This is a genomic window from Stenotrophomonas sp. AGC87, assembly GCF_057333975.1.
The window spans coordinates 61,031-80,916 of sequence record NZ_JBHFHW010000044.1 but is presented as its reverse complement, the minus strand read 5'-3'; the positions used below and the strand labels follow the sequence as shown (position 1 = coordinate 80,916).

The 19,886-nt window shown below is 62.0% G+C and carries 19 protein-coding genes; 11 read left to right on the top strand and 8 right to left on the bottom strand.

Annotated features, from left to right (window positions below; genetic code table 11):
- Window positions 1-144 precede the first annotated feature (144 nt).
- Window positions 145-1,725 (top strand): serine hydrolase domain-containing protein, encoded by a 1,581-nt coding sequence (locus tag ACE026_RS20545; protein WP_486040700.1) that lies wholly within the window; start codon window positions 145-147, stop codon window positions 1,723-1,725.
- Window positions 1,726-1,841: 116 nt separating this feature from the next.
- A complete protein-coding gene (locus ACE026_RS20540) occupies window positions 1,842-2,600 on the top strand; it encodes an HNH endonuclease (protein ID WP_486040698.1) in 759 nt (252 codons plus the stop codon).
- Window positions 2,601-2,683: 83 nt separating this feature from the next.
- On the opposite strand, the gene ACE026_RS20535 is transcribed toward ACE026_RS20540, so the two are convergent.
- From ACE026_RS20535 to aceE, 6 genes are all read right to left on the bottom strand, one after another.
- Complete coding sequence (locus ACE026_RS20535) at window positions 2,684-3,823, bottom strand: YncE family protein (protein ID WP_486040696.1); 1,140 nt, start codon at window positions 3,821-3,823, stop codon at window positions 2,684-2,686.
- A 271-nt stretch (window positions 3,824-4,094) separates the two neighbouring features.
- Window positions 4,095-5,084: a hypothetical protein gene (locus ACE026_RS20530; protein ID WP_486040694.1), complete on the bottom strand. Its 990-nt coding sequence runs from the start codon at window positions 5,082-5,084 to the stop codon at window positions 4,095-4,097.
- The gene (locus ACE026_RS20525; protein WP_486040692.1) at window positions 5,084-7,111 is read right to left on the bottom strand and encodes an ORC-CDC6 family AAA ATPase; all 2,028 of its coding nucleotides are present in this window, start codon (window positions 7,109-7,111) and stop codon (window positions 5,084-5,086) included. Before ACE026_RS20525 ends, ACE026_RS20530 begins: the two co-directional genes overlap by 1 nt.
- Entirely contained in the window at window positions 7,108-8,079 is a 972-nt protein-coding gene (locus ACE026_RS20520; protein ID WP_486040690.1) for a phosphoribosyltransferase-like protein, read from the bottom strand. The genes ACE026_RS20525 and ACE026_RS20520 overlap by 4 nt, the downstream gene beginning before the upstream one ends.
- Window positions 8,076-9,335 carry a DNA cytosine methyltransferase gene (locus ACE026_RS20515; protein ID WP_486040689.1) on the bottom strand — a complete coding sequence of 420 codons (1,260 nt, stop codon included), beginning with the start codon at window positions 9,333-9,335 and terminating at the stop codon, window positions 8,076-8,078. The genes ACE026_RS20520 and ACE026_RS20515 overlap by 4 nt, the downstream gene beginning before the upstream one ends.
- Window positions 9,336-9,462: 127 nt before the next feature.
- Complete coding sequence (gene aceE, locus ACE026_RS20510) at window positions 9,463-12,150, bottom strand: pyruvate dehydrogenase (acetyl-transferring), homodimeric type (RefSeq protein WP_486040688.1); 2,688 nt, start codon at window positions 12,148-12,150, stop codon at window positions 9,463-9,465.
- 115 nt (window positions 12,151-12,265) lie between these two features.
- Here aceE and ACE026_RS20505 point away from each other — a divergent pair, with 115 nt between their 5' ends.
- The 4 genes from ACE026_RS20505 (at window position 12,266) to ACE026_RS20490 (ending at window position 14,507) form a co-directional block, all read left to right on the top strand.
- Window positions 12,266-12,535 (top strand): hypothetical protein, encoded by a 270-nt coding sequence (locus tag ACE026_RS20505; RefSeq protein WP_486040687.1) that lies wholly within the window; start codon window positions 12,266-12,268, stop codon window positions 12,533-12,535.
- An 84-nt stretch (window positions 12,536-12,619) separates the two neighbouring features.
- Window positions 12,620-13,123, top strand: a complete 504-nt coding sequence (locus ACE026_RS20500) for a PadR family transcriptional regulator (RefSeq protein WP_486040686.1) — start codon at window positions 12,620-12,622, stop codon at window positions 13,121-13,123.
- A gap of 91 nt (window positions 13,124-13,214) precedes the next feature.
- Complete coding sequence (locus ACE026_RS20495; protein WP_346481352.1) at window positions 13,215-14,012, top strand: siderophore-interacting protein; 798 nt, start codon at window positions 13,215-13,217, stop codon at window positions 14,010-14,012.
- A 57-nt stretch (window positions 14,013-14,069) separates the two neighbouring features.
- Window positions 14,070-14,507 carry a hypothetical protein gene (locus ACE026_RS20490; RefSeq protein WP_486040685.1) on the top strand — a complete coding sequence of 146 codons (438 nt, stop codon included), beginning with the start codon at window positions 14,070-14,072 and terminating at the stop codon, window positions 14,505-14,507.
- 97 nt (window positions 14,508-14,604) lie between these two features.
- On the opposite strand, the gene ACE026_RS20485 is transcribed toward ACE026_RS20490, so the two are convergent.
- Together ACE026_RS20485 and ACE026_RS20480 are read right to left on the bottom strand one after the other, a co-directional pair.
- Window positions 14,605-15,306, bottom strand: coding sequence for a YceI family protein (locus ACE026_RS20485; RefSeq protein ID WP_486040684.1), 702 nt, complete (start codon window positions 15,304-15,306; stop codon window positions 14,605-14,607).
- A gap of 85 nt (window positions 15,307-15,391) precedes the next feature.
- On the bottom strand, window positions 15,392-15,982 hold the full coding sequence (locus tag ACE026_RS20480; protein ID WP_088434587.1) for a malonic semialdehyde reductase: 591 nt from the start codon (window positions 15,980-15,982) through the stop codon (window positions 15,392-15,394).
- 129 nt (window positions 15,983-16,111) lie between these two features.
- Between ACE026_RS20480 and ACE026_RS20475 the strand changes: the two genes are divergently transcribed.
- From ACE026_RS20475 to ACE026_RS20455, 5 genes are all read left to right on the top strand, one after another.
- Window positions 16,112-17,083, top strand: a complete 972-nt coding sequence (locus tag ACE026_RS20475; RefSeq protein WP_486040683.1) for a mitochondrial fission ELM1 family protein — start codon at window positions 16,112-16,114, stop codon at window positions 17,081-17,083.
- Between the two features lie 57 nt (window positions 17,084-17,140).
- On the top strand, window positions 17,141-18,004 hold the full coding sequence (locus tag ACE026_RS20470) for a DUF2145 domain-containing protein (RefSeq protein ID WP_486040682.1): 864 nt from the start codon (window positions 17,141-17,143) through the stop codon (window positions 18,002-18,004).
- Between the two features lie 67 nt (window positions 18,005-18,071).
- The gene (locus tag ACE026_RS20465) at window positions 18,072-18,593 is read left to right on the top strand and encodes a hypothetical protein (RefSeq protein WP_486040681.1); all 522 of its coding nucleotides are present in this window, start codon (window positions 18,072-18,074) and stop codon (window positions 18,591-18,593) included.
- Between the two features lie 34 nt (window positions 18,594-18,627).
- Window positions 18,628-19,155 (top strand): hypothetical protein, encoded by a 528-nt coding sequence (locus ACE026_RS20460; RefSeq protein ID WP_486040680.1) that lies wholly within the window; start codon window positions 18,628-18,630, stop codon window positions 19,153-19,155.
- Window positions 19,156-19,231: 76 nt separating this feature from the next.
- Window positions 19,232-19,786 (top strand): queuosine precursor transporter, encoded by a 555-nt coding sequence (locus ACE026_RS20455; protein ID WP_486040679.1) that lies wholly within the window; start codon window positions 19,232-19,234, stop codon window positions 19,784-19,786.
- Window positions 19,787-19,886: the final 100 nt, after the last annotated feature.

Here is a 19,886-nt window from a genome sequence, read left to right as displayed (position 1 = left end):
CCACGGGTGACGCTGATCGGTGCGATGGCCTCCGCTGCCATCGCCCGTCACGCCATGCCCTCTTTCGCTGCACCGTATCGCCCCTCTCTGCGGCGTGCACGCGCACGCCTGTCTTTCGCGCATCGCCCCCTCATGAGGTATCGCATGGCTTACGCATCCACTCCGCAGGCATCCACACCATTGCGATTCCACCGCGCTCAGTACGGCCTGCTGCGCGCGTCACTGTGTGCCGCGCTGCTACTGCTGCTTGCCGGCCCCGGCGCGGCGGCGGACCGCGAAGACGCTACGATTCGCACGGCGCTCGCCTCCGGCCTGCGCCCCACCGTGGTGCCGGCCGATACCGGGCTGCCGCACTGGTCGCTGCAGGAACGCATGACCCAGCACCATGTCCCGGGCGTTGCGATCGCCGTTCTGCGCGACGGCAAGCTCGTTCACAGCGCCGGCTACGGTACGCGCGAGGTGGGCACGCAGGCTGCCGTGAACGCAGACACGCTGTTCTCGGTCGGCTCGGTCAGCAAGGTGGTTACGGCCGCCACCTCACTGCGATTGGTCGCCGACGGCACCCTCGCGCTAGACCGGGACATCGCCACCTACCTGCGCAGCTGGAAAGTCCCGGCTACCCCGTCGGTGCCGGCACCGCAGCTGACCCTGCGCATGTTGATGTCGCACACCGCCGGGCTCGGCGTCCATGGTTTCGCCGACTACCTGCCCGGCGAGCCGCTGCCCACCTTGCTGCAGACACTGGACGGCATCGCCCCGGCCAAGAACAAACCCGTACGTCTGATCCATACACCCGGCGAACGGGGCGATTACTCTGGCGGCGGCGTGATGGTCGAACAACTCGTGCTCGAAGACGTGACCGGCCAGCCGCTGGACACGCTCGTACGCAGGCAGGTGTTCGAGCGACTGGGCATGCAGCGCAGCCGGTTCACCGATCCGCCCGCCACCACCGAAAACATCGCCAAAGCGCATGACGGCGACGGCAAGCTGACCGCGCTGCCGCGCGGCTGGCAGTCGTTCCCCGAGCAGGGGGCCTCCGGCCTGTGGACCAGCGCCAACGACCTGGCCGCGTTCGTTGTTGCCCTCACGGCCAGCTACCGTGGCCAGGGCGACTTCCTGCCGCGGCCCATTGCGACCGACATGATGACCGAGGTGTCGCCAAGCTGGCACGGCCTTGGCCCGCGTCTGGACGGTGCCGGGCAGACCCGGATCTTCCACCATGGCGGCTCCAACGACAGTTACCGGGCGTGGATCGAGGGGTATCTGGAGACGGGCGATGGCTTCGTGATTCTTACCAATGGTGAGAATGGCGCCGCGCTGGCGACGGAGATCCGCAATGCGCTGTCCGATGCGATTGGGCGTGGGGTGAATCCTGCCGTGCGCACGGTTGCGCTGGATCTTCGTGAGCCGCGGTATGCGGACTATGCCGGGGTGTTCGAGCAGGACGAGAGCGTGCCGATGGCGCAGCGCCGCGCCTTGGCGGACGTCTTCGATGTTCCCGCGCTGCAGGTGAAGGTGGCTGGTGGGGAGGTGCGCGTCGGTGTGGCTGGGACGAAACGCGATGGGCGCGTGCTGCCGGTGTCGCCGAATCGGTTTGTGTCACCGGATATCGATGGGCTGGAGATCGAGTTCCATCGGGATGCGTTCGGGAAGGTGGAGGCGTTGAGTGTGGTGTTTGGGGAGGGGCGGGGGTATTACGTGCGGCGGAAGCTAGCAACGCAGTAGCCGCGGGACCGCCCCCTATCTACTGGGGCGATCGCAACAACTCCATTCATTGACCCAGCGTATTGCGATACGCTGGCTCTATCGAATCCAAGATTCGCATTAGAGTTGCTTGCGCCATGGTGGAGCACTGGACAGACAGTGAGCTGGAAGCAGCAGTGGATGCTTACCTCGATATGTTGACCGATGCGTTGAATGGCCGCCGCGTCGTCAAGGCACACACCTATCGCGAGCTGTCTGAGAAGGTCGGGAGGAATGCCAAGGCGTGGGAGTTCCGCATGCAGAACATTTCCTATGTTCTAGATGGGCTCGGCTTGCAATGGATCGACGGTCTTAAGCCAGCCAAAAACGTGGGACAGGACGTTGCGGCACGCTTGGTCAAGCTGATCGACGTGCGGCCATTTCCACAGCAGACCAGCGCTCCCACTCTGGATCAGGTGACTCAGGACGCTGAAACGGAAGGCGCATTCAATCCAGGGACCGCTTCCGACCAGCGAACGCGGGTGCTTGCGAGCATTGTTCGCCGACGCGGTCAGCCCTCATTTCGTGCGGCCTTGATCAAGGCATATGCCGGACGCTGTGCCGTCACCGGGTGTGACGTATTGGATGCACTCGAAGCCGCGCACATCTTTCCGTACTTGGATGGCGAGACAAACGCTGTAAGCAATGGGCTACTGCTCAGGGCTGACATCCATACATTGTTCGACCTGCGTCTGATTGCCGTTGACCCAGATGCGAGGACGGTCCTAGTCGCTCCTAGCTTGCGCGCCTCAACCTATGCGTCGCTAGAGGGAGTTTCGCTAGCGACTACGGCAGCAGCCGTTGACCGTCCTAGCCCGCACGCGCTGGTTTACCACCGAGCGAAGTGCGATTGGTAATCGACCAACCAATGGTCCGAAGGCAAAGTATTGCAGACACCACCCGGTGAAATTCTCACCGGGCGGTATCTCGCGATCATTGGTTACAGCGCAATCCGAGCAACAGACTCTTCACTGCCCTTCGGCTCGCTGTCACCGTTCTTGACGGTCACGTACAGCACGTTCTTCTTGGCATCCAGCGCCAGGCTGTTCGGGTGCGTCGGCACCGCGTACGTGGCCACCTGCTTGTAGTTGTCGCTGTTGTACGCCGTCACCGTGCCGCCATCGCGGTTGGTCACGTACAGGCGCTTGCGCGGCGCATCCAGCAGAATGCCCAGCGGACCGGCATCGGTCGGGATGCTGGCCAGTTCCTTCCCGGTGGTGCGGTCCAGCACCAGCACACGCTGGCCCGGATGCTTCGATTCGAAGCCGGAGCTGCTGGCCTGGTACTTGCGGATCATTTCTGAGCCCTGGTCGGTCACGAACAGGCGCTTGCCGGCCGGATCCAGCGCGATGTTCATCGGCTGCTCCGCACTGACCTTGAAGCGCTGCTCGACCTTGCCGCTGTCGGTGCCGACCGTGACGACCTCGGCCAGCAGGTTGGAGGTGTACACGCGCTTGGTCTTGGCATCCAGCGCCAGACCCGGTGCCTTGGCGTTGCCGAGGCCCGGAATGGTGTTGATGACCTTCAGCGACTGGGTATCCACCACGAACAGCACGCTGCCCTCACCCGAGTGACCGGTGACGTACAGGCGATTGTTGGCGCCATCAACGACCAGCTCGCGCAGGTCGTGGGTGTAGGCGGCCTTGCCATCCTTGCCGACCTTCTTTTCCATCAGCTGCACGATGCCGACCGATTTATTGGTGGCAGTGTCGACCACGGTGACCGAGGTATCGACGGTGTTACCGACGTACAGCCGGTTGTTTGCATCGTCCAGCACGACGCCGAACGCCTTGCGTTCCAGCGGAATGGCGGTCTCGATGGCCAACGTTTCCGGGTTCAGACGCAGGACCTGGGACGGACCAGCGGCGTCGCCGAAGCCGCCCGAGGAGGCGACGAAGACGGCGTTCTGCTTGGGGCTGAAGGCCAGCTCGTAGAGTCCCTGCGCCACAGCCTTGCGCTGGACGGCGGTGGTGCTGGCGGATGCGTTGGTCTGGTCAGCGGCAAACGCGGACGGCGCGCCAAGGCTCAGGGAGATGGCGAAGGCCAGGGCGGCCGAGCGGATTACGGAATTGCGGTGCATGCGAGCTTCCTTGTGAAAGGCTTCGGAGAGAGATCCTTGGCTCGCGTGGCCGCTGATAGCGGCCAGCCACACAATCGGAAGACGTGGGCAGGCTGGCTGTTTCGGTCATCTTAACAGGAGCAACTAGACGTAGCTTTCTGTTAGGGAGCAAGGGGATGGGTGGAGCCAGGAAGGCTAGAGCGCACATGCCCGCCACACTAAACGAGCAGCGATCCGGTAATCGTTGTGTTAGAAGTCGACCTACTAGACACGGGACTCGTCAATGTAGACATTAGGCGTAATCAACAAAGTTCCTTCTAAGACAGTAAGCATGAACGTCGGGAAGATTGTCTTCTCTCAAGGCAACACCCAAAGAATAGTCAGGGCGATAGCTGTGCGGCTGCGCATAAAGCACGGAGCTCTTTGAGGGCGCTCTTCTGTATGCAAGCGCCATTGCAAGTGAATGTGGCTTTGGTCCCAACGGAATAAAATTTATCTTCGGAGCAATACAACCGTCAACCACTCCGTTCACCCAGCTAAGCGCATGGAAGAAGTCCATCGCATGAACCCTGCGAATGCTAGGGAGCATTTCAATATTTGGATCCATCCGGTGCATCAAATTCCAGTTTCGTCTAGAGCTAGGCGAACCAGGTGGAAATGGAAGAAGAATATTGACCTCAGAACCTTGAGCCTGCTCAAGATAGTCGGACAAGCTGAACTGCATAAATCCGGCACCAATAATGGACATGGTCGCCCCTTCAGGCTCTTCCTCTCTCATGAAGCCGGTAAGACTTGCAATTGGGTCATGATCCACCGCCATCACGCCTTCGGGATACGATAGCGGCTTGGTATACGTTACTACTAGATCCCTCACGTTCCCATTGTCCATGAGCTTGTTGACCAAGAACATGAAATAGCGCTTAGGGAAAGCGGATATATCGAGCACGACCGACGAAGCATCTTGTAAAGCATTCGCCATCCAACTCAACGGCGCAGACAGGGAGTCCAGAAGGCCAGTCTTATGTACCGTCACATTGGGATAAGCTGAAAAATCGTTTGACGCCTTAACAATGAGCGGACCACAGGAATTCCTATGAAGGGCATCGGAAGGAGGGCTAATCTCCAAAATACCTAAGCTACCGAGCACCCCTAGTTCACGCAGCCGAGCTGGGACGGTTGTACACCGTTCCTCAAAAGAAGCCGACGCAAAACACTTCCAACTCCTTTCACCGATCTGACCAAGCAAATATTCAAGCTGCCCCCAAGGCATTACCTTCGCCATCAGAACAGGCTCCCCTGGACAAGGTTTTTTTCGGAAGATCGAGCTAGCGATTTTGGATCACTGGAAAGAACGGCATTTAACTCCTGCAAATCCGTATAAATCGGCTCCTTGGTGCGAATCTGAGGAATTCTAAAGACCGGCGTCAGGATTGGATTTAGATACCACTTCACTCTCCGATGCGAATTGGAAAGTTTCGTTGTGTGCGAAAATTGAACCAAGTCCCCCTGATCTCGGCACTCCCTGAGCAGATCGGTCAACGCCTGTCTTGACTCGAAGTCCCGCGCAAGAAGCGAGAAGCCGTTCGCGCCAGGATACGATATCGAGCGATCGGAACGAAGTCTGGAGTAGAACCATGCACCAAGATTCGTAACTAGCTCCTTTCGCCTCTCTCCGGATACCCCCTCGCTCACCTTATCAAGCCATATTCTGCTTGCCTCAAGCACACCAACTGTCTGTTCCGCCATTCCAATGCAAGGCGGCGTATCACATGCAAGAGCTTGCTCGTCAGCGTTTCTAATCCACGCTGCCCATATTGTCTTACAGATTGTCATGAAGGGTAAAATGTTCCAACCCGCGAGCTCGAGGACATGCTTTCTCCCACTCCAAATTAGGGATTGATTGCATTCGCTTGCAATCTGCATTGCAGCCACCTCCACCCGCTCCTTCCTCCACCACCTCTTGTCCGCCACTTCCCAAGGAGTACGTTCCACAGGTTCGCGTAACGCAACCCCTTCTTCGCGCTGACTTCTCTGACGCAAGTATGCTTCACCAAGCCGCGCAGAAAGCGGATTCGTTTTCCAAAGCTCCAGGAGATTAGCCACCCATTCTGCGGACCATCCAGCATCGAATTTCAACTTGGGAGGGGAGTCCTTTGCGTACAGCTCCGCGCGAGCCTGCGGGAGCAAAGTGTCGCCGAATACCGCGTCGAGCGTCCTCCCAACAGGTATTCCTTCCAGATGATATCGCGCAACGGCAAGGCGACGCCGGAATACATCCTCGGCGAAGGCGGGAAACCTCCATTCGACCGCGAGACTTTCGTTTCTTCGGAAGTATTCATCAATGTCGAGCTCTACGTAATCCCGCAGATTCTCAATGGATGCGCCGCTTCCCCACACCTGAATCCGGTCCGACCAGGCGTAATGTCGGGTGCCAATTCGGTATGAGACGCGACTATCCCGCGCAGCAAGTGCGCGATTAATAACCTGGCGGAACACATCTCCATATCCCGACAGCTTCTCCAAAACATAGAGCTCTTCATGCTGATCGAGACGCAGCAGGACTAGTGTCGATGCCTGAAGTACTCCCGTACTCCTAAGCGCGTCAGCAACGACCGCGGCAGGCTGTCCGATCTCTGTCTTAGTTGTTTCAACGTCAGAAGGCAAATCCCCATTGAAATTGAAATAGCGCCTGTAGCAAACAAGTCGAGTCCGGCACCTTTTTAAGACCTGCTCAATGGTCAAACAGCCGTCCAAATATCCAAACCACTCTTCTGCCCTGACAATCTGACTGACCAGTGCCGCCTCTCGTCCTTCGGCCAGGTCCACAGGTGTCTCAGTAACGAGCACGCCATCCTTTGATTGCTCTCGTGCGAGAAATAGGACTTCCTCCAATAGATTTATTGTAAGGAGGTAATTCACATAATCCGCAAAGGTGGTAGCCGCCCAATTTTTTCGGTGGTTTTCAGGAACTTCGACAATGCGGGCTACCACAAGCTTTGCATTATCTCGCGTGAGATTTACGCCCGCAGATATGAAGCCGCGCAAGGCACCCTTCGCTGGATATGGAACTTTCTCTCTTGCGTAGGCAATTCGCGTTCGAGTCTCCAATAGCGAGAGAAGCATGCTCTTCCCGCTACCCTGACGACCTTTAACGACAACATTTCCGGATGAAAATAACTGCTCACTGTCGTCCGCAACGAGCGGGCTAAATAGTTGGACAAAACCCTCGGGGTTGAGATACTCCGTGATCCATAGATCGTGGAAAGGATTTTCCACCTTTGGCCTCTTAGAATCGGAAGTACCGTTCATCTAGATATCCTCTTGAAGATTGGACTCCAACGCCCACCAGCATCTAGGCCGTAAATTGGTGGAGTGTTGTTAGGGCAATTACTGTAGAGGACAGTGAGACTTCCAAGCCTCCCACTTCCATATTCTTCTCCAGACGTGTTGATACGCATTTTGTCGTACCCAAACTTCATCGCCTTTCGCATCTTTGAAAATAGTTTAGGCTCTCCCTCCATAACTGTCTCGCCAACCATGCAATTATCAGGAACCACCAGTACAGGCGAGACTTCCACGCGCTCAATTCCGGCCATTTCCAGCTCGCGCTTTATCATACGAAGGCCGGAAGCGCAGCAAATAAGCGGTATTGCGAGGATATTCCCCGGGAAAACCTTTATTGCGTAAGAGAGGGATCCCCAAAATTGATTACCAGCGCCAACGAAGTCATCGACAATGACCAGGCGTTTGATTTGCTTCCTATCCACGTATTTTTGAATAAGATCATCATCGCCAAGCATTGATAGGGAGCGCCAATCTGTCCTGAGGTCGTGACCTCGCAGGCTATTGATATGGAGAAATCCATTTATCCTTAAACTGTCGGTGGCCGGACAAATCCAGGTTTTCCTTACTGATTGATCGACCTTCTCATCAACATTTAAATCAAATAGGCCAATATTTTCCTGATTCATCACCCAACTACAGATGTGGTGGGAGTATGCACATCGGTACAACTCCTCATACTCCGCGGTCCCTGCAAAAAATATGTATTGAATTGATTTGAATGCGGTCATAGCGTGGGATTTGTTTTCGAACCCAGATAACCATGCCTCGAGACGCTTGAGAAAGTCACGCCTTGCGTTTGCTGTAGCGTGCTTTGTCGGCTCGTATTCATGATAGAGTCTTTGCGCGAGAAACTCGTAGTAACTTCGCAGCGCAATGACCTGCCGCGCCTCATCTGGCCGCCCACGCTCCCACTGCAGCAAAATCCCTGTCATTGCCTCAATTTCCTGAAGTAAGATTTCATCAGTGATTCTGCGAGAGCCCTTCCTAGCGGCGGCGGCACTGCATTTCCAATCATCCGGTATTGGTCCTTGACAGCGCCTTGAAAATTATAGCTATCAGGAAAACCCTGAATACGAGCAGCCTCTCGAACAGTAAAGCCGCGATGCTCAAACGGATGCAGAAAATACTTCGGCTCGCCGAACTGGGTATGCACGGTACAGGACACTGAATCGCCGCTTACCCGTCGGTACTTTCCATTGAATCCGTGCCTGAGGTTGGCATGTCCTTCTGCAAGCTTTACATAGCCTTTTCTCTCTAATACAGATAGGCTTCTTTTGACCCCACGCCCAATTTCCTTGGCCAAGGCGCCGATGGATACAGGATCGGCATCACCGAACGCCCTTATTCGATTGCGCCGCCTCAGTATCATGATGGTTTGCAGCACCTCCCGCTCGGCCTCAGTCGTCTCACCAAATACGCTTGGAATATCCCACGTATGAACTGAAGAGGCGCCGCCTCTTACATCGCATAGCTTTTGCCCGGGCCCTATTGCGCGAGCAATGATTCCGTCCCTAGATGTCTCAGCAAGAAACTTTGGCTGATGGTTATTCGCAAGTCCGGCCCCCTGAATAACGTCTTTGAGCGCCCCCGGGTGTCGTGCACTGAAGCTAAGATCGCGAAGTGTTCCGCGTACTGCGACCAGAACTACTCTCCGCCTGGACTGAGGCAGGCCGAAGTCTCTTGCGTCAAGTTCTACTTGATGAACTTCGTAACCACCCCGCGAAACCCTCTGCTTCGCACATGACCAGTAACGGCTGTGGTCACCCAGAAGCACACCAGGGACATTTTCTAGAATAATGACTTGTGGCTTAAGGGCAAGAGAGATGGTTACGGCGTGGTCAAGCAGACTGTTGCGAGGGTCATCCAGGTCTCTCTTCCCTACAGTAGAGAATCCCTGGCATGGCGCGCCAGCTAGGACGACGTCGCATCCGACATAACTTGGAACAAACCCATTAGAGAGATCCTGAACTCTGCACTCTCCACCAATATTTGCATTGAAATTTGCGACTGCAGGCGCCCAAAAATCGTAGGCAGCCAGGGACTGGAACCCGGCTTGTGCGAACCCAAGGTCAAATCCTCCGCATCCGGAGAACAGGCTAACGAAAGTAGGTGCTCTCAATTGCTTTCTCGCATGGTCTAACTCGTCATAGCCTGCTTTATGGTCCCCGGTGCCGATGCTTCGGAGCATATGATCCTTTGCTCTCGCTCGTCCAGCTAGTGAGTAGATTAGGACCACGCTAGCGTGACTTTGTGGCGAGAGAAAAGACAAGGGCGGCCCTGCGGCCGCCCTTTCTATTCATTGATGCGCCGAGAAATCAAACCCCGACAGGATTAGCCTTCTCAGGATCAATCTTGTACTGCTTGATCGCCCGGGCCACATCCTTCCCGGTCATCTTCCCTTCCTTAGCCAGCGCCGCAATCGCAGCATGCGCGATGTAGTACCGGTCAACCTCGAAGAAGCGACGCAGGTTCGCACGGGTATCCGAACGACCAAAACCATCCGTGCCCAGCACCGTGTACGACATCGGCACGAACGCGCGGATCTGGTCCGCATACGCACGCACATAGTCGGTCGCGGCAATTGCCGGGCCCTGGCGGCCTTCCAGCAGCTCGGTCACGTAGGCCTTGCGCGGTTCGGCTTCCGGGTGGAAGCGGTTATAGCGCTCGGCATCGAAACCATCGCGGCGGAGTTCGTTGATGCTCGGGCAGCTCCAGATATCGGCGGTGACACCGAAGTCCTTGTCCAGCAGCTCGGCCGCAGCAATGGCTTCACGCAGGATCGTGCCCGAGCCCAGCAGCTGCACGCGCAGCTCGCCCTTCTTCGGCTTGCCGGCGTCGGTCAGCAGGTACATGCCCTTGACGATGCCGTCGGCCGCGCCTTCCGGCATTTCCGGGTGGGTGTAGTTTTCGTTCATCAGGGTGATGTAGTAGTACTCATCAATCTGATCTTCCATCATGGCCTTGGTGCCGTGCTGCAGGATCACCGTCACTTCGAAGCCGAAGGTCGGGTCATAGCTGCGCACGTTGGGGATGCCACCGGCGACGATATGGCTGAAGCCATCTTCGTGCTGCAGGCCTTCACCGTTCAGCGTGGTGCGGCCGGCCGTGCCACCGAGCAGGAAGCCACGGGTACGCATGTCCGCGGCCTGCCAGGCGATGTCGCCCACGCGCTGGAAGCCGAACATCGAGTAGTAGATGTAGAACGGCAGCATCGGCACGTTGCTGACCGAGTAGCTGGTACCGGCGGCCATCCAGGAGCTGATCGCGCCCGGCTCGCTGATGCCCTGCTGCAGCACCTGGCCGCTCTGGTCTTCGCGGTAGAACATCAGCTGGTCCGCATCGACCGGCTTGTACTTCTGGCCGAACGGGGCGTAGATGCCGATCTGGCGGAACAGGCCTTCCATACCGAAGGTACGGGCTTCGTCGGCCACGATCGGCACGATGTGCGGGCCCAGTTCCTTGTCGCGCAGGGTGATGTTCAGGCTCTGCACGAAGGCCATGGTGGTGGAGTAGCTGCGCTCGCCGCTGCTCTTGAGCAGGCGCTCGTAGCTTTCCAGCTTCGGTGCGTTGAAGCTCTTGGTCGCCTTGCGGCGGCGCTGCGGCAGGTAACCACCCAGGGCGGCACGGCGTTCCTGCAGGTACTTCACTTCCGGCGAGTCCGGGCCCGGGTGGTAGAACGGCACCTGGCCATCGGCCAGCTGTGCGTCGGTCACCGGGATGTTGAAGCGGTCGCGGAAGTGGCGGACGGCATCGTCGTCCAGCTTCTTGGTCTGGTGAGTCGGGTTCAGTGCTTCACCCGCGCTGCCCATGCCGTAGCCCTTGACCGTCTTGGCCAGGATCACGGTCGGCATGCCCTTGGTGTTCACGGCCTGGTGGTAGGCGGCGTACACCTTGTGCGGATCGTGGCCACCACGGTTGAGGCGCCAGATATCGTCGTCGGAAAGGCCGGCGACCATCGCAGCGGTTTCCGGGTACTTGCCGAAGAAATGCTCGCGGGTATACGCGCCACCGAAGGCCTTGCAGTTCTGGTATTCGCCGTCGACGGTTTCCATCATCAGCTTGCGCAGGACGCCGTTGGTGTCCTTGGCCAGCAGGGCATCCCAGTAACCGCCCCACAGCAGCTTGATGACATTCCAGCCGCCGCCACGGAATACCCCTTCCAGTTCCTGGATGATCTTGCCGTTGCCACGCACCGGGCCGTCGAGGCGCTGCAGGTTGCAGTTGACCACGAAGATCAGGTTGTCCAGGCCTTCGCGGCCGGCCAGCGCGATCGCGCCGAGGGTTTCCGGCTCATCGCTCTCGCCATCGCCGATGAAGCACCACACCTTGCGGTCGGACTTTTCGATCAGGCCACGGTTTTCCAGGTAACGCAGGAACTGCGCCTGGTAGATCGCGGCGAGCGGGCCCAGGCCCATCGAGACGGTCGGGGTCTGCCAGTAATCGGGCATCAGCCACGGATGCGGGTAGCTGGAGAGGCCACCGCCGTCGACTTCCATGCGGAACTTGTCCAGCTGGGCTTCGTCGATGCGGCCTTCCAGGAAGGAACGCGCATAGATGCCCGGGGCGCTGTGGCCCTGGATGAAGAGCAGGTCGCCCGGGTGGTCGTCGCTCGGGGCGCGCCAGAAGTGGTTGAAGCCTACGTCATACAGCGTGGCGCCGGAGGCGAAGGAGGCGATGTGGCCGCCCAGGTCGCCCGGCTTGCGGTTGGCGCGCACGACGGTCGCCATCGCGTTCCAGCGGATGATGGAACGAATGCGCCATTCCAGTTCGGCGTTGCCCGGGCTCTTGGCCTCCAGGGTCGGCGCGATGGTGTTCACGTACTCGGTGGTGGGAGAGAACGGCAGGTAAGCACCCGAACGACGGGTCAGTTCCACCATGCCTTCCAACAGCTGATGCGCGCGCTCGGGGCCCTCGACATCAATAACGGCCTTCAGCGACTCGATCCATTCCTGGGTTTCCACAGGATTCGGGTCGTTGTTCAGCACCTCGTTCAACCAGTTCATTTGCGCTCCCATGACCGCACGCACGCGCGCGACTGTTTTAGATTTCTAGCCGCAAAGTGTAGCGCACCAAGGGGTTTGCTTACTTCGCTACGGTTGCGTATGGAACCATCCAGGCGTGTCCGGAAGGACAGCAGGCGACAGCGCGAGGGCCGCGCCGGAAGGTTCCACGCTGCATTTCAGCCTGCCCGGTGGCGATGACACCGGCGCGTCAGCAGGACACCGCTGGACAGCGCAGGCGCTGCGGCGCAGGCGATTGGCGCGGATCGTGCGCGACGCCGGGGCGTTTGAGCGCGCATCGGCGTGGATCATCGGCCGCGCCGGTGGCCGAAGACCAGGCGCAGTGTTCCACCACAAGCACGCACCGTCACAGCAGGAATTGACCTGAACGCATTCCTGCCCTGCGTGCACCAATGCTGGCCGAAACGGAGTTTTCGATATATCGTTCCGCCACTGCATTCGATATATCGAAATGACCTCTCCGCGCGACCTCGACCGCCCTGCCCGCCCGCTGACCGCCCGGCCGCTCAGCCGCGGCGACCTGCGCCTGCTGGTGCTGTCCCTGCTCGCCGACCAGCCGCGCCACGGCTATGAGCTGATCCAGCTGATCAGCGACATGTTCGTGCGGGTCTACACGCCCAGCGCCGGCTCGATCTACCCGGTGCTGGCGCAGTTCGAGGCGGCCGGCTGGGTCGGCGCGGTCGAGGACGGTGGGCGCAAGCGGTACGCGCTCAGCGCGTTGGGCCAGGCCGAGCTGGAGGCACAGCGCGAGGAGGTCGATGCCGCAGTGCACCGGGTACGCGACAGCGCGCGCACGATCACCAAGGCCAACCTGCCGCCGCCCGTACGCGATGCGCTGCGCGAGCTCAAGCACGCGCTGGGCCTGTGCCACGGCCGCTGGCAGGACGACAACGCCGCGGCCGTCGCCGAGGCGCTGCGCGAGGCCGCCGCGCGGATCCGTGCGCAGGGCCGCTGACCTCCCTTCTTTGTTTCAGACCCAGCCAGCCACCGCCCGCCAGGTCCTTCTTTCTCAACGCCGCGCTGCGGCACTGATCCAGGTATTCCCCATGGCTCTGCATGAAAACCGACTGCTCCGTCATACCGTGAAGTTCCGCCCACTGCAGGTGCTGCGCACCGAAGAGATCAGCCCGTGCATGCGCCGGGTGATCGTCGGGGGCGAGGCGCTGGAAGGCTTCGATTCGCCCTCGCCGGATGACCACGTCAAGCTGTTCTTCCCCAACGCCGAGGGCCAGTTCGTGGTCCCGACGATGACCCCGGAAGGCCCGCGCTACCCGGAAGGCCAGACGCCCTCCCCCTCGCGCGATTACACCCCGCGCTGGTGGGACCTGGAGACCAACGAGCTGGCGCTGGATTTCGTCATGCACGGCGACGGCCTGGCCTCGACCTGGGCCGCCAACGCGCAGCCGGGCGATGCGATCGCCGTGGGCGGCCCGCGTGGCTCGCACATGACCGCCGATGACTTCGACACCTATGTGCTGATCGGCGATGAAACCGCGCTGCCGGCCATCGGCCGCTGGCTGGAGACGCTGCCGGACGGCGCGAATGCCGATGTCTACATCGAGATCCCCGAATCCGGCGACCGCCAGGAGTTGCCGGAGGACGACCGCATCCGCATCTCGTGGCTGGAGCGCAACGGCTTCGACGCGGCCAGCAGCACCCTGCTGGAGGACGTGCTGACCGATTTCGAGGAACCGGACGGCGACACCTTCTACTGGATCGCGGCCGAATCGCGCCGGGCCCGGATGATGCGCAAGTACATCGAGGGCCACCTGGGTGTGCCCAAGGACTGGATCCGCTCCACCGGCTACTGGAAGGCCCACGGCAGCGAGCACCACGACGACTGAGCCCGCGACGGGCACCGGCCGCGAATGCGACAATCGCGTTTTGTGCCGGTGCCTTTCATGCAAGCCTCTCCTCTTTCGGCACTGACCGATCTGATCGACCGCGCCGAGCGCGCCGATCCCGCGCTGGATGCCGCCCTGGCGGCGCTGGCGCCTTCCGTGGGCGAGAACATCGCCCAACTGCGCACCGCTCTGGTGCCATTGGCCCGCGCGCAGGTGGCACTGGTGCAGGCGAACATCGATATCGACCTGGTCGCCGATGAGCTGCGCCGCTACCAGAAGTACGCGATGCCCGGTAAGCCGAGCCTGCAGATCGTGCAGCTGCGCAAGCAGCAGGCCTCGGTGAAGCAGGCCGCGCTGCTGGCCCGCCAGGCGTTTGCGCAGGCCACCCATGCGTTCCTGCGTGAGAGCGGCTTGACCGCGCCGGCACGGCGCACGCCGACCGATTTCACCACGCTGTGGCTGGGCAAGGTGAGCGCGCAGGTGGCGGCGGGTTGATCAGGTACGGTAGTGCCGGCCGCTGGCCGGCTCGCCCTATAAAGAAAGCCCGCCAATTGGCGGGCTTTCTACCTTCTCACGACGAGTGAGGAGAAACTCAGGCAGCCGGCTTTTCGCCAGTGGCCTCGGTGGTGATGCGGATGTTCACTTCATCGCTGACGTTCGGGGCGTACGCGCCGACGCCGAAATCGCTGCGCTTGATGGTGGTGGTGGCATCGAAGCCCGCCGCCGGCACCTTGGCCATCGGGTGCTCGCCGCCGCCGTTGATGGTGACATCCAGGGTCACCGGCTTGGTGATGTCCTTGATGGTCAGATCGCCGGTCACGGTCAGCTTGTTGGTGCCGTTGGCTTCCACCTTGGTGCTCTTGAAGGTGGCGGCCGGGAACTTGGCGGCGTCGAAGAAATCGGCGCTCTTCAGGTGCTCGTCGAACTTGGCGGTGAAGCTGTTCAGGCCGGTCAGCGGCAGCTTCACTTCCACGGTCGACTTGCTCACGTCGGCGGCGTCATACACCAGGGTGCCTTCGGCGCTGCCGAAATGCGCGGTCGGGTGCGAGAAGCCGAAGTGGCTCCACTGGACCAGCACATCGGTGTGGGTCGGGTCGAGCTTGTAGGTGCCCGAGGCGATCTGGATGGCCTCGGCGGCCGGGGCGGCAGCCGCGGCGTCTGCCGCCGGGGCGGCGGTTTCGGTGGCGGCCGGCGCGTCAGCGGCCGGAGCAGCGGCTTCGTCGGCCGGCTTGGAGCAGGCGGCGATGGCCAGGGTCAGGGCGAGCGGCAGCAGCAGTTTGCGGGTCACGGTCATGTCAGGTCTCTCTCGTAATCGAAGGGAAAGGAAAAAAATTCATGCAGCCCATCCGCACGGACGGGCCACGATCCGGCGGTAACGCTTATGCGATGCGGGCGGCTTCGTCGAAGGACAGGCGAGGCAGCCGCGGGAACAGGCCCGAGGCGTCACCGTACCCCAGGTTGACGAGGAAATTCGACTTGATCGCGGTGCCCTTGAAGAAGGCTTCGTCCACCTTGGCGTTGTCGAAGCCGGACATCGGGCCGGCATCCAGACCCAGCGCGCGCGCGGCCAGGATCAGGTAGGCGCCCTGCAGGCTGCCATTGCGGAACGCGCCCTCGGTACGGCCTTCACGCGGGCCATCGAACCACGCCTTGGCATCGGTGTGCGGGAACAGGAACGGCAGCTTCTCGTGGAAGTCTTCGTCGAAGGCGACGATCACCGTGACCGGGGCGGCCAGGGTCTTGTCGTGGTTGCCTTCGGACAGGGCCGGGGCGAGCTTGGCCTTGGCTTCCGGGGATTTCACGAACACGAAGCGCGCCGGGCTGCCGTTGGCCGCGGTCGGGCCCCACTTCAGCAGCTCGTACAGCGCCTTGAGCTGGCTGTCGTCGACCGGCTTATCAAGGAAGGCGTTCTGGGTGCGGGCGGTACGGAACAACTGATCGAGCGCAGCATCGTCAAGGACGTGGGACATGAAGCCTCCGGAAATAAGGGGAATCGTTCGCGCATCGGCTACCGTGGCAGGGCGACAGCGCGATCGGCGAAGGCTGGCAGTGTAGAGTGTCGCGACAGTTGCAACACCCAGCCTGACTGAAACGAATTAATGCCATACGTGAAACGATGGAGTCCGCCCTGGACGATCACTGACGGCCGTGCCGGCAATGTGCGGCAGGCGGTGGCCCTGGCCACGGCATTGAAGCTGGGGGCGCATCGTCCGCTGGTGCTCACCCCGCGCGCGCCCTGGCGTTGGCTGGCCCCGCGGTGGTTGCCGGGTGCCGCCACTGGCTACGGTGACGCCTTTGCAGCCCTGGCCGCCGACGCCCCTGAGCTGGCCGTCGGCTGTGGCCGCCAGGCCGCTGGTGCGCTGCGCGAACTGCGCCGCCGTGGCACCAAGGTCGTCCAGATCCTCGACCCTCGCCTCAGCCCGCGCCATTGGGACCTGCTGGTCGTTCCCGAGCACGATCGTCTGCGCGGCAGCAACGTGCTCACCCTGCTCGGCAGCCTCAATCCGGTCAACGATGACTGGCTGGCCTGCGGCCGTGCCGCGTTCGCAGCGTTCAGTGCCCTGCCCGGCCCACGCACCGCGCTGCTGGTCGGCGGGCCGACCCCGCACGCGCCGTGGCACGAGCCGGACATGGTGCAGGTGTTCCAGCAGCTCGCTGCCCAGCTGCGCGAGGAAGGCGGCAGCCTGCTCGCCACGACCTCGCGGCGTACCCCACCGGCCCTGGTCGGGGCGCTGCGCAGTGCGTTTGCCGAGGTGCCGAATGTGATCTGGGGCGATGGCGGCGATGGCGTGAACCCATATGCCGGGCTGCTGGGCTGGGCCAACCGCGTGGTGGTCTCGCCGGATTCGGTGAACCTGCTCTCTGAAGCGTGTGCCACGCGCATGCCGGTCGCCGTGGCCCTGGCCGATCAAGCACAAGGGCGACTCGCGCACTTCCAGCACGCGCTGCGCGAACGCGGCCGGTTGCAGCCGCGCTGGCTGGACTGGCAGACGCAGGGCCGCATCGAGCCGCTGCGCGAGACCACGCGCGTTGCCGAGGACGTACGCGCGCGGTTGGGGATTCAGGCCTGACGGCATCGCACAGCGTTATGATGCGGCCGCGGCCGGTGCCGCCGGAGACTGTGTGACATGGACGTACCCTTCGCTGCACTGATCAAGCGCCTGCGCCCCGTTCTACTGTGTGGTGCGTTGTCAGGCGCTGCGCTGACCGCACACGCCGAACCGCAGTGCACCGAACGCTATCCCACGCCCGCCGCGTTGGCCTCCATGTTCGATGTGGCTCTGGCCACCACCGACGCGCTGGATGCACTCGATGGCGTGGACGTGGTGCTGATCGCCCGCGGTGGCCAGGACCTGAGCAAGTACGGCCTGCGCCACAGCCATCTGGCCTTCCTGCTGCGCGAAGACGATGGCCAGTGGCGCGCGGTGCACCTGCTCAATCCGTGCAAGACCGCCGAGTCGCACCTGTTCCGCGAGGGCGTGGCCACCTTCATCGGCGAGACCTCCAGCCACACCGACCTGCGCATCGGCGTGCCGACGCCTGCGCTGCGCGATGCACTCAAGGCGATGCTCACCCAGCCGGCGATCCAGGCCAAGGCGCTGCATGAAGCGCGCTACAGCGTGGTGGCGTATCCGTTCCGCACCGAGTACCAGAATTCCAACCAATGGGTGCTGGAGGTGCTGGGCGCGGCGATGGCGCAGGTGGAAGAGCGCACCCTGATCGTCAACCGTACCCAGGCGCAGCAATGGCTGCAGCGGCACATGTATACGCCCAGCACGCTGCACATCGGCGTGGCCAAGCGGCTGGGCGCGCGCTTCTTAGTGCCCAATGCCGCCGTCACCGACCACCCGGCCAGCGAGCGCATTTCCGGCAACTACTCGGTGGTGACGGTGGAATCGATCTTTGATTTCCTGCAACTGCGCAGCAGCCTGCAGCAGGAACTGGCCGTGCCGCATGTACCGGTGAAAGGCATTACCGCACCCAAACCGTGAGTCAGCGGCGGGCAGCACGCCAGCGCGCATACTGCGGCCCTATGTTGAGCCATCAGAAGGATCTTCGATGACACGAGTTTCGCGCAGCATCGTTACGCCGTTGTTGGCCATTGCCGTGTGCGCTACCAGCCTGCCGGCGCCCGCGCAGGTGGTAGGCATCAATCACCCGGTGACCAGCAGCGTCATCGTCACCTCGGTGGTGAGCGTGGTGGTGGTGACCGCACCGGTGTGGCTGGTTTCGGCCGGCCTGAGCAAGGCCAGCGATGCTTCGGCACGACGCAGCCGCGCGGCCAAGGACGCACGTGGCAAAGCCGGTCCACTGCCGCCGCTCACAGTGGAGAAGGTGGAACGCACGCCCGACGGCGGCATCGAAATGGCCCTGCAGAACCCGCAGGCACCGGACGAGCCGGCCGTGATTGCCTGGCCTGCGCGCGAGGACAACCCGGCAGCCGCGGTGGCGGTGGGCGACGTACTGGCGCTGACGCCCACCCAGGGCGGCGCCGGCTGGACCGTGACCACGGCCGAGGGCACAGCGTTGGCCTTCCTGCCCATCGATGCGGCGGCGGCGCAGCCGAGTGCACGTTGGTAACCCCTTGCTGTCCGCTGTCTCCTGGAGCTGCTGAATGAACCGGATATCCCGTCCTGCCGTTGCGCCACTGCTGGCGCTGGCCTTGCTCGCGACCAGCCTGCCGGTCGGCGCCCAGAACCTCAGCAATGCCTCGCCGGTCACCAGCAGCGTCCTCACCACCTCGGTGGTGAGCCTGGCGGTGATCACCGCACCGGTCTGGCTCAGCGCGTTGGGCGTGAGCGAGCTGCATGACGCCGCCATGCCGCACAACCGTGCCGCCCGGGCCGCAAAGCGACAGAAGGCCGCTCCGATGCCCCCACTCACGGTGGAGCACGTGGCGCAGCAACCGGATGGCAGCTACCAGGTGGCGCTGAAGAACCCGCAGGCCCCGGATGCACCGGCCGTGGTGGCCTGGCCGGCGCGTGCCGACAACCCGGCGGCAGGCGTGAAGGTGGGCGATGTGCTGGCGTTCACCCCAACCCCGGCCGGCGCGGGCTGGATGGTGGCCGATGCCGAAGGCGCCGCGCTGGCGTTCCTGCCGACCCAGGATGCGGCGGCCACCAGCATGAGCGAACGCTTCTGACTGAACCGTCCCGGGCTGGCCCTCGGCCGGACAAGCCCGGATAATCCGCCGCTTCCCCCGACTTCCCCGGCTCGCCATGTCCGCGCGTCCTGCCATCGCCTTTGCCCCGTTGACCCCGCGCTCGCTGTTGCTGGCGGTGCTGGCCATGGGCGCGGTGGTGCTGGGCTCGAACGTGCTGGTGCAGTACCCGATCAACGACTGGCTCACCTGGGGCGCCTTCAGCTACCCGGTGGCGTTCCTGGTCAGCAATCTGATCAACCGCCGCTTTGGGCCGGAGGCGGCACGGCGGGTGGCCTGGGCCGGTTTCGCGTTGGCGGTACTGCTGTCGATCTGGATCGCCACGCCGCGGATCGCGGTGGCCTCGTGCCTGGCCTTCATCGCTGCGCAGCTGCTGGATATCACCGTGTTCGACCGGCTGCGCCGCGGGCACTGGTGGCGCGCGCCGATGGTGGCAACGACCTGCAGCGCGACGTTGGATACGACGATTTTCTGGAGCATCGCCTTCGCCGGTTCCAGCCTGCCGTGGGTGAGCTGGGCGCTGGGCGATCTGGCGGTGAAGCTGACGATCGGCGTGTTCCTGCTGGCGCCGTTCCGCGCGTTGCTGTGGAAGATGGCACCGCGCACGGTGTGACATCGGGCGCCGATCGTCCCGTGTAGCGCTGGCGGTCGGGTAATCGGTAGTGTCGGGGGGGGGGGGGGGGGGGGGGGGGGGGGGGGGGGGGGGGGGGGGG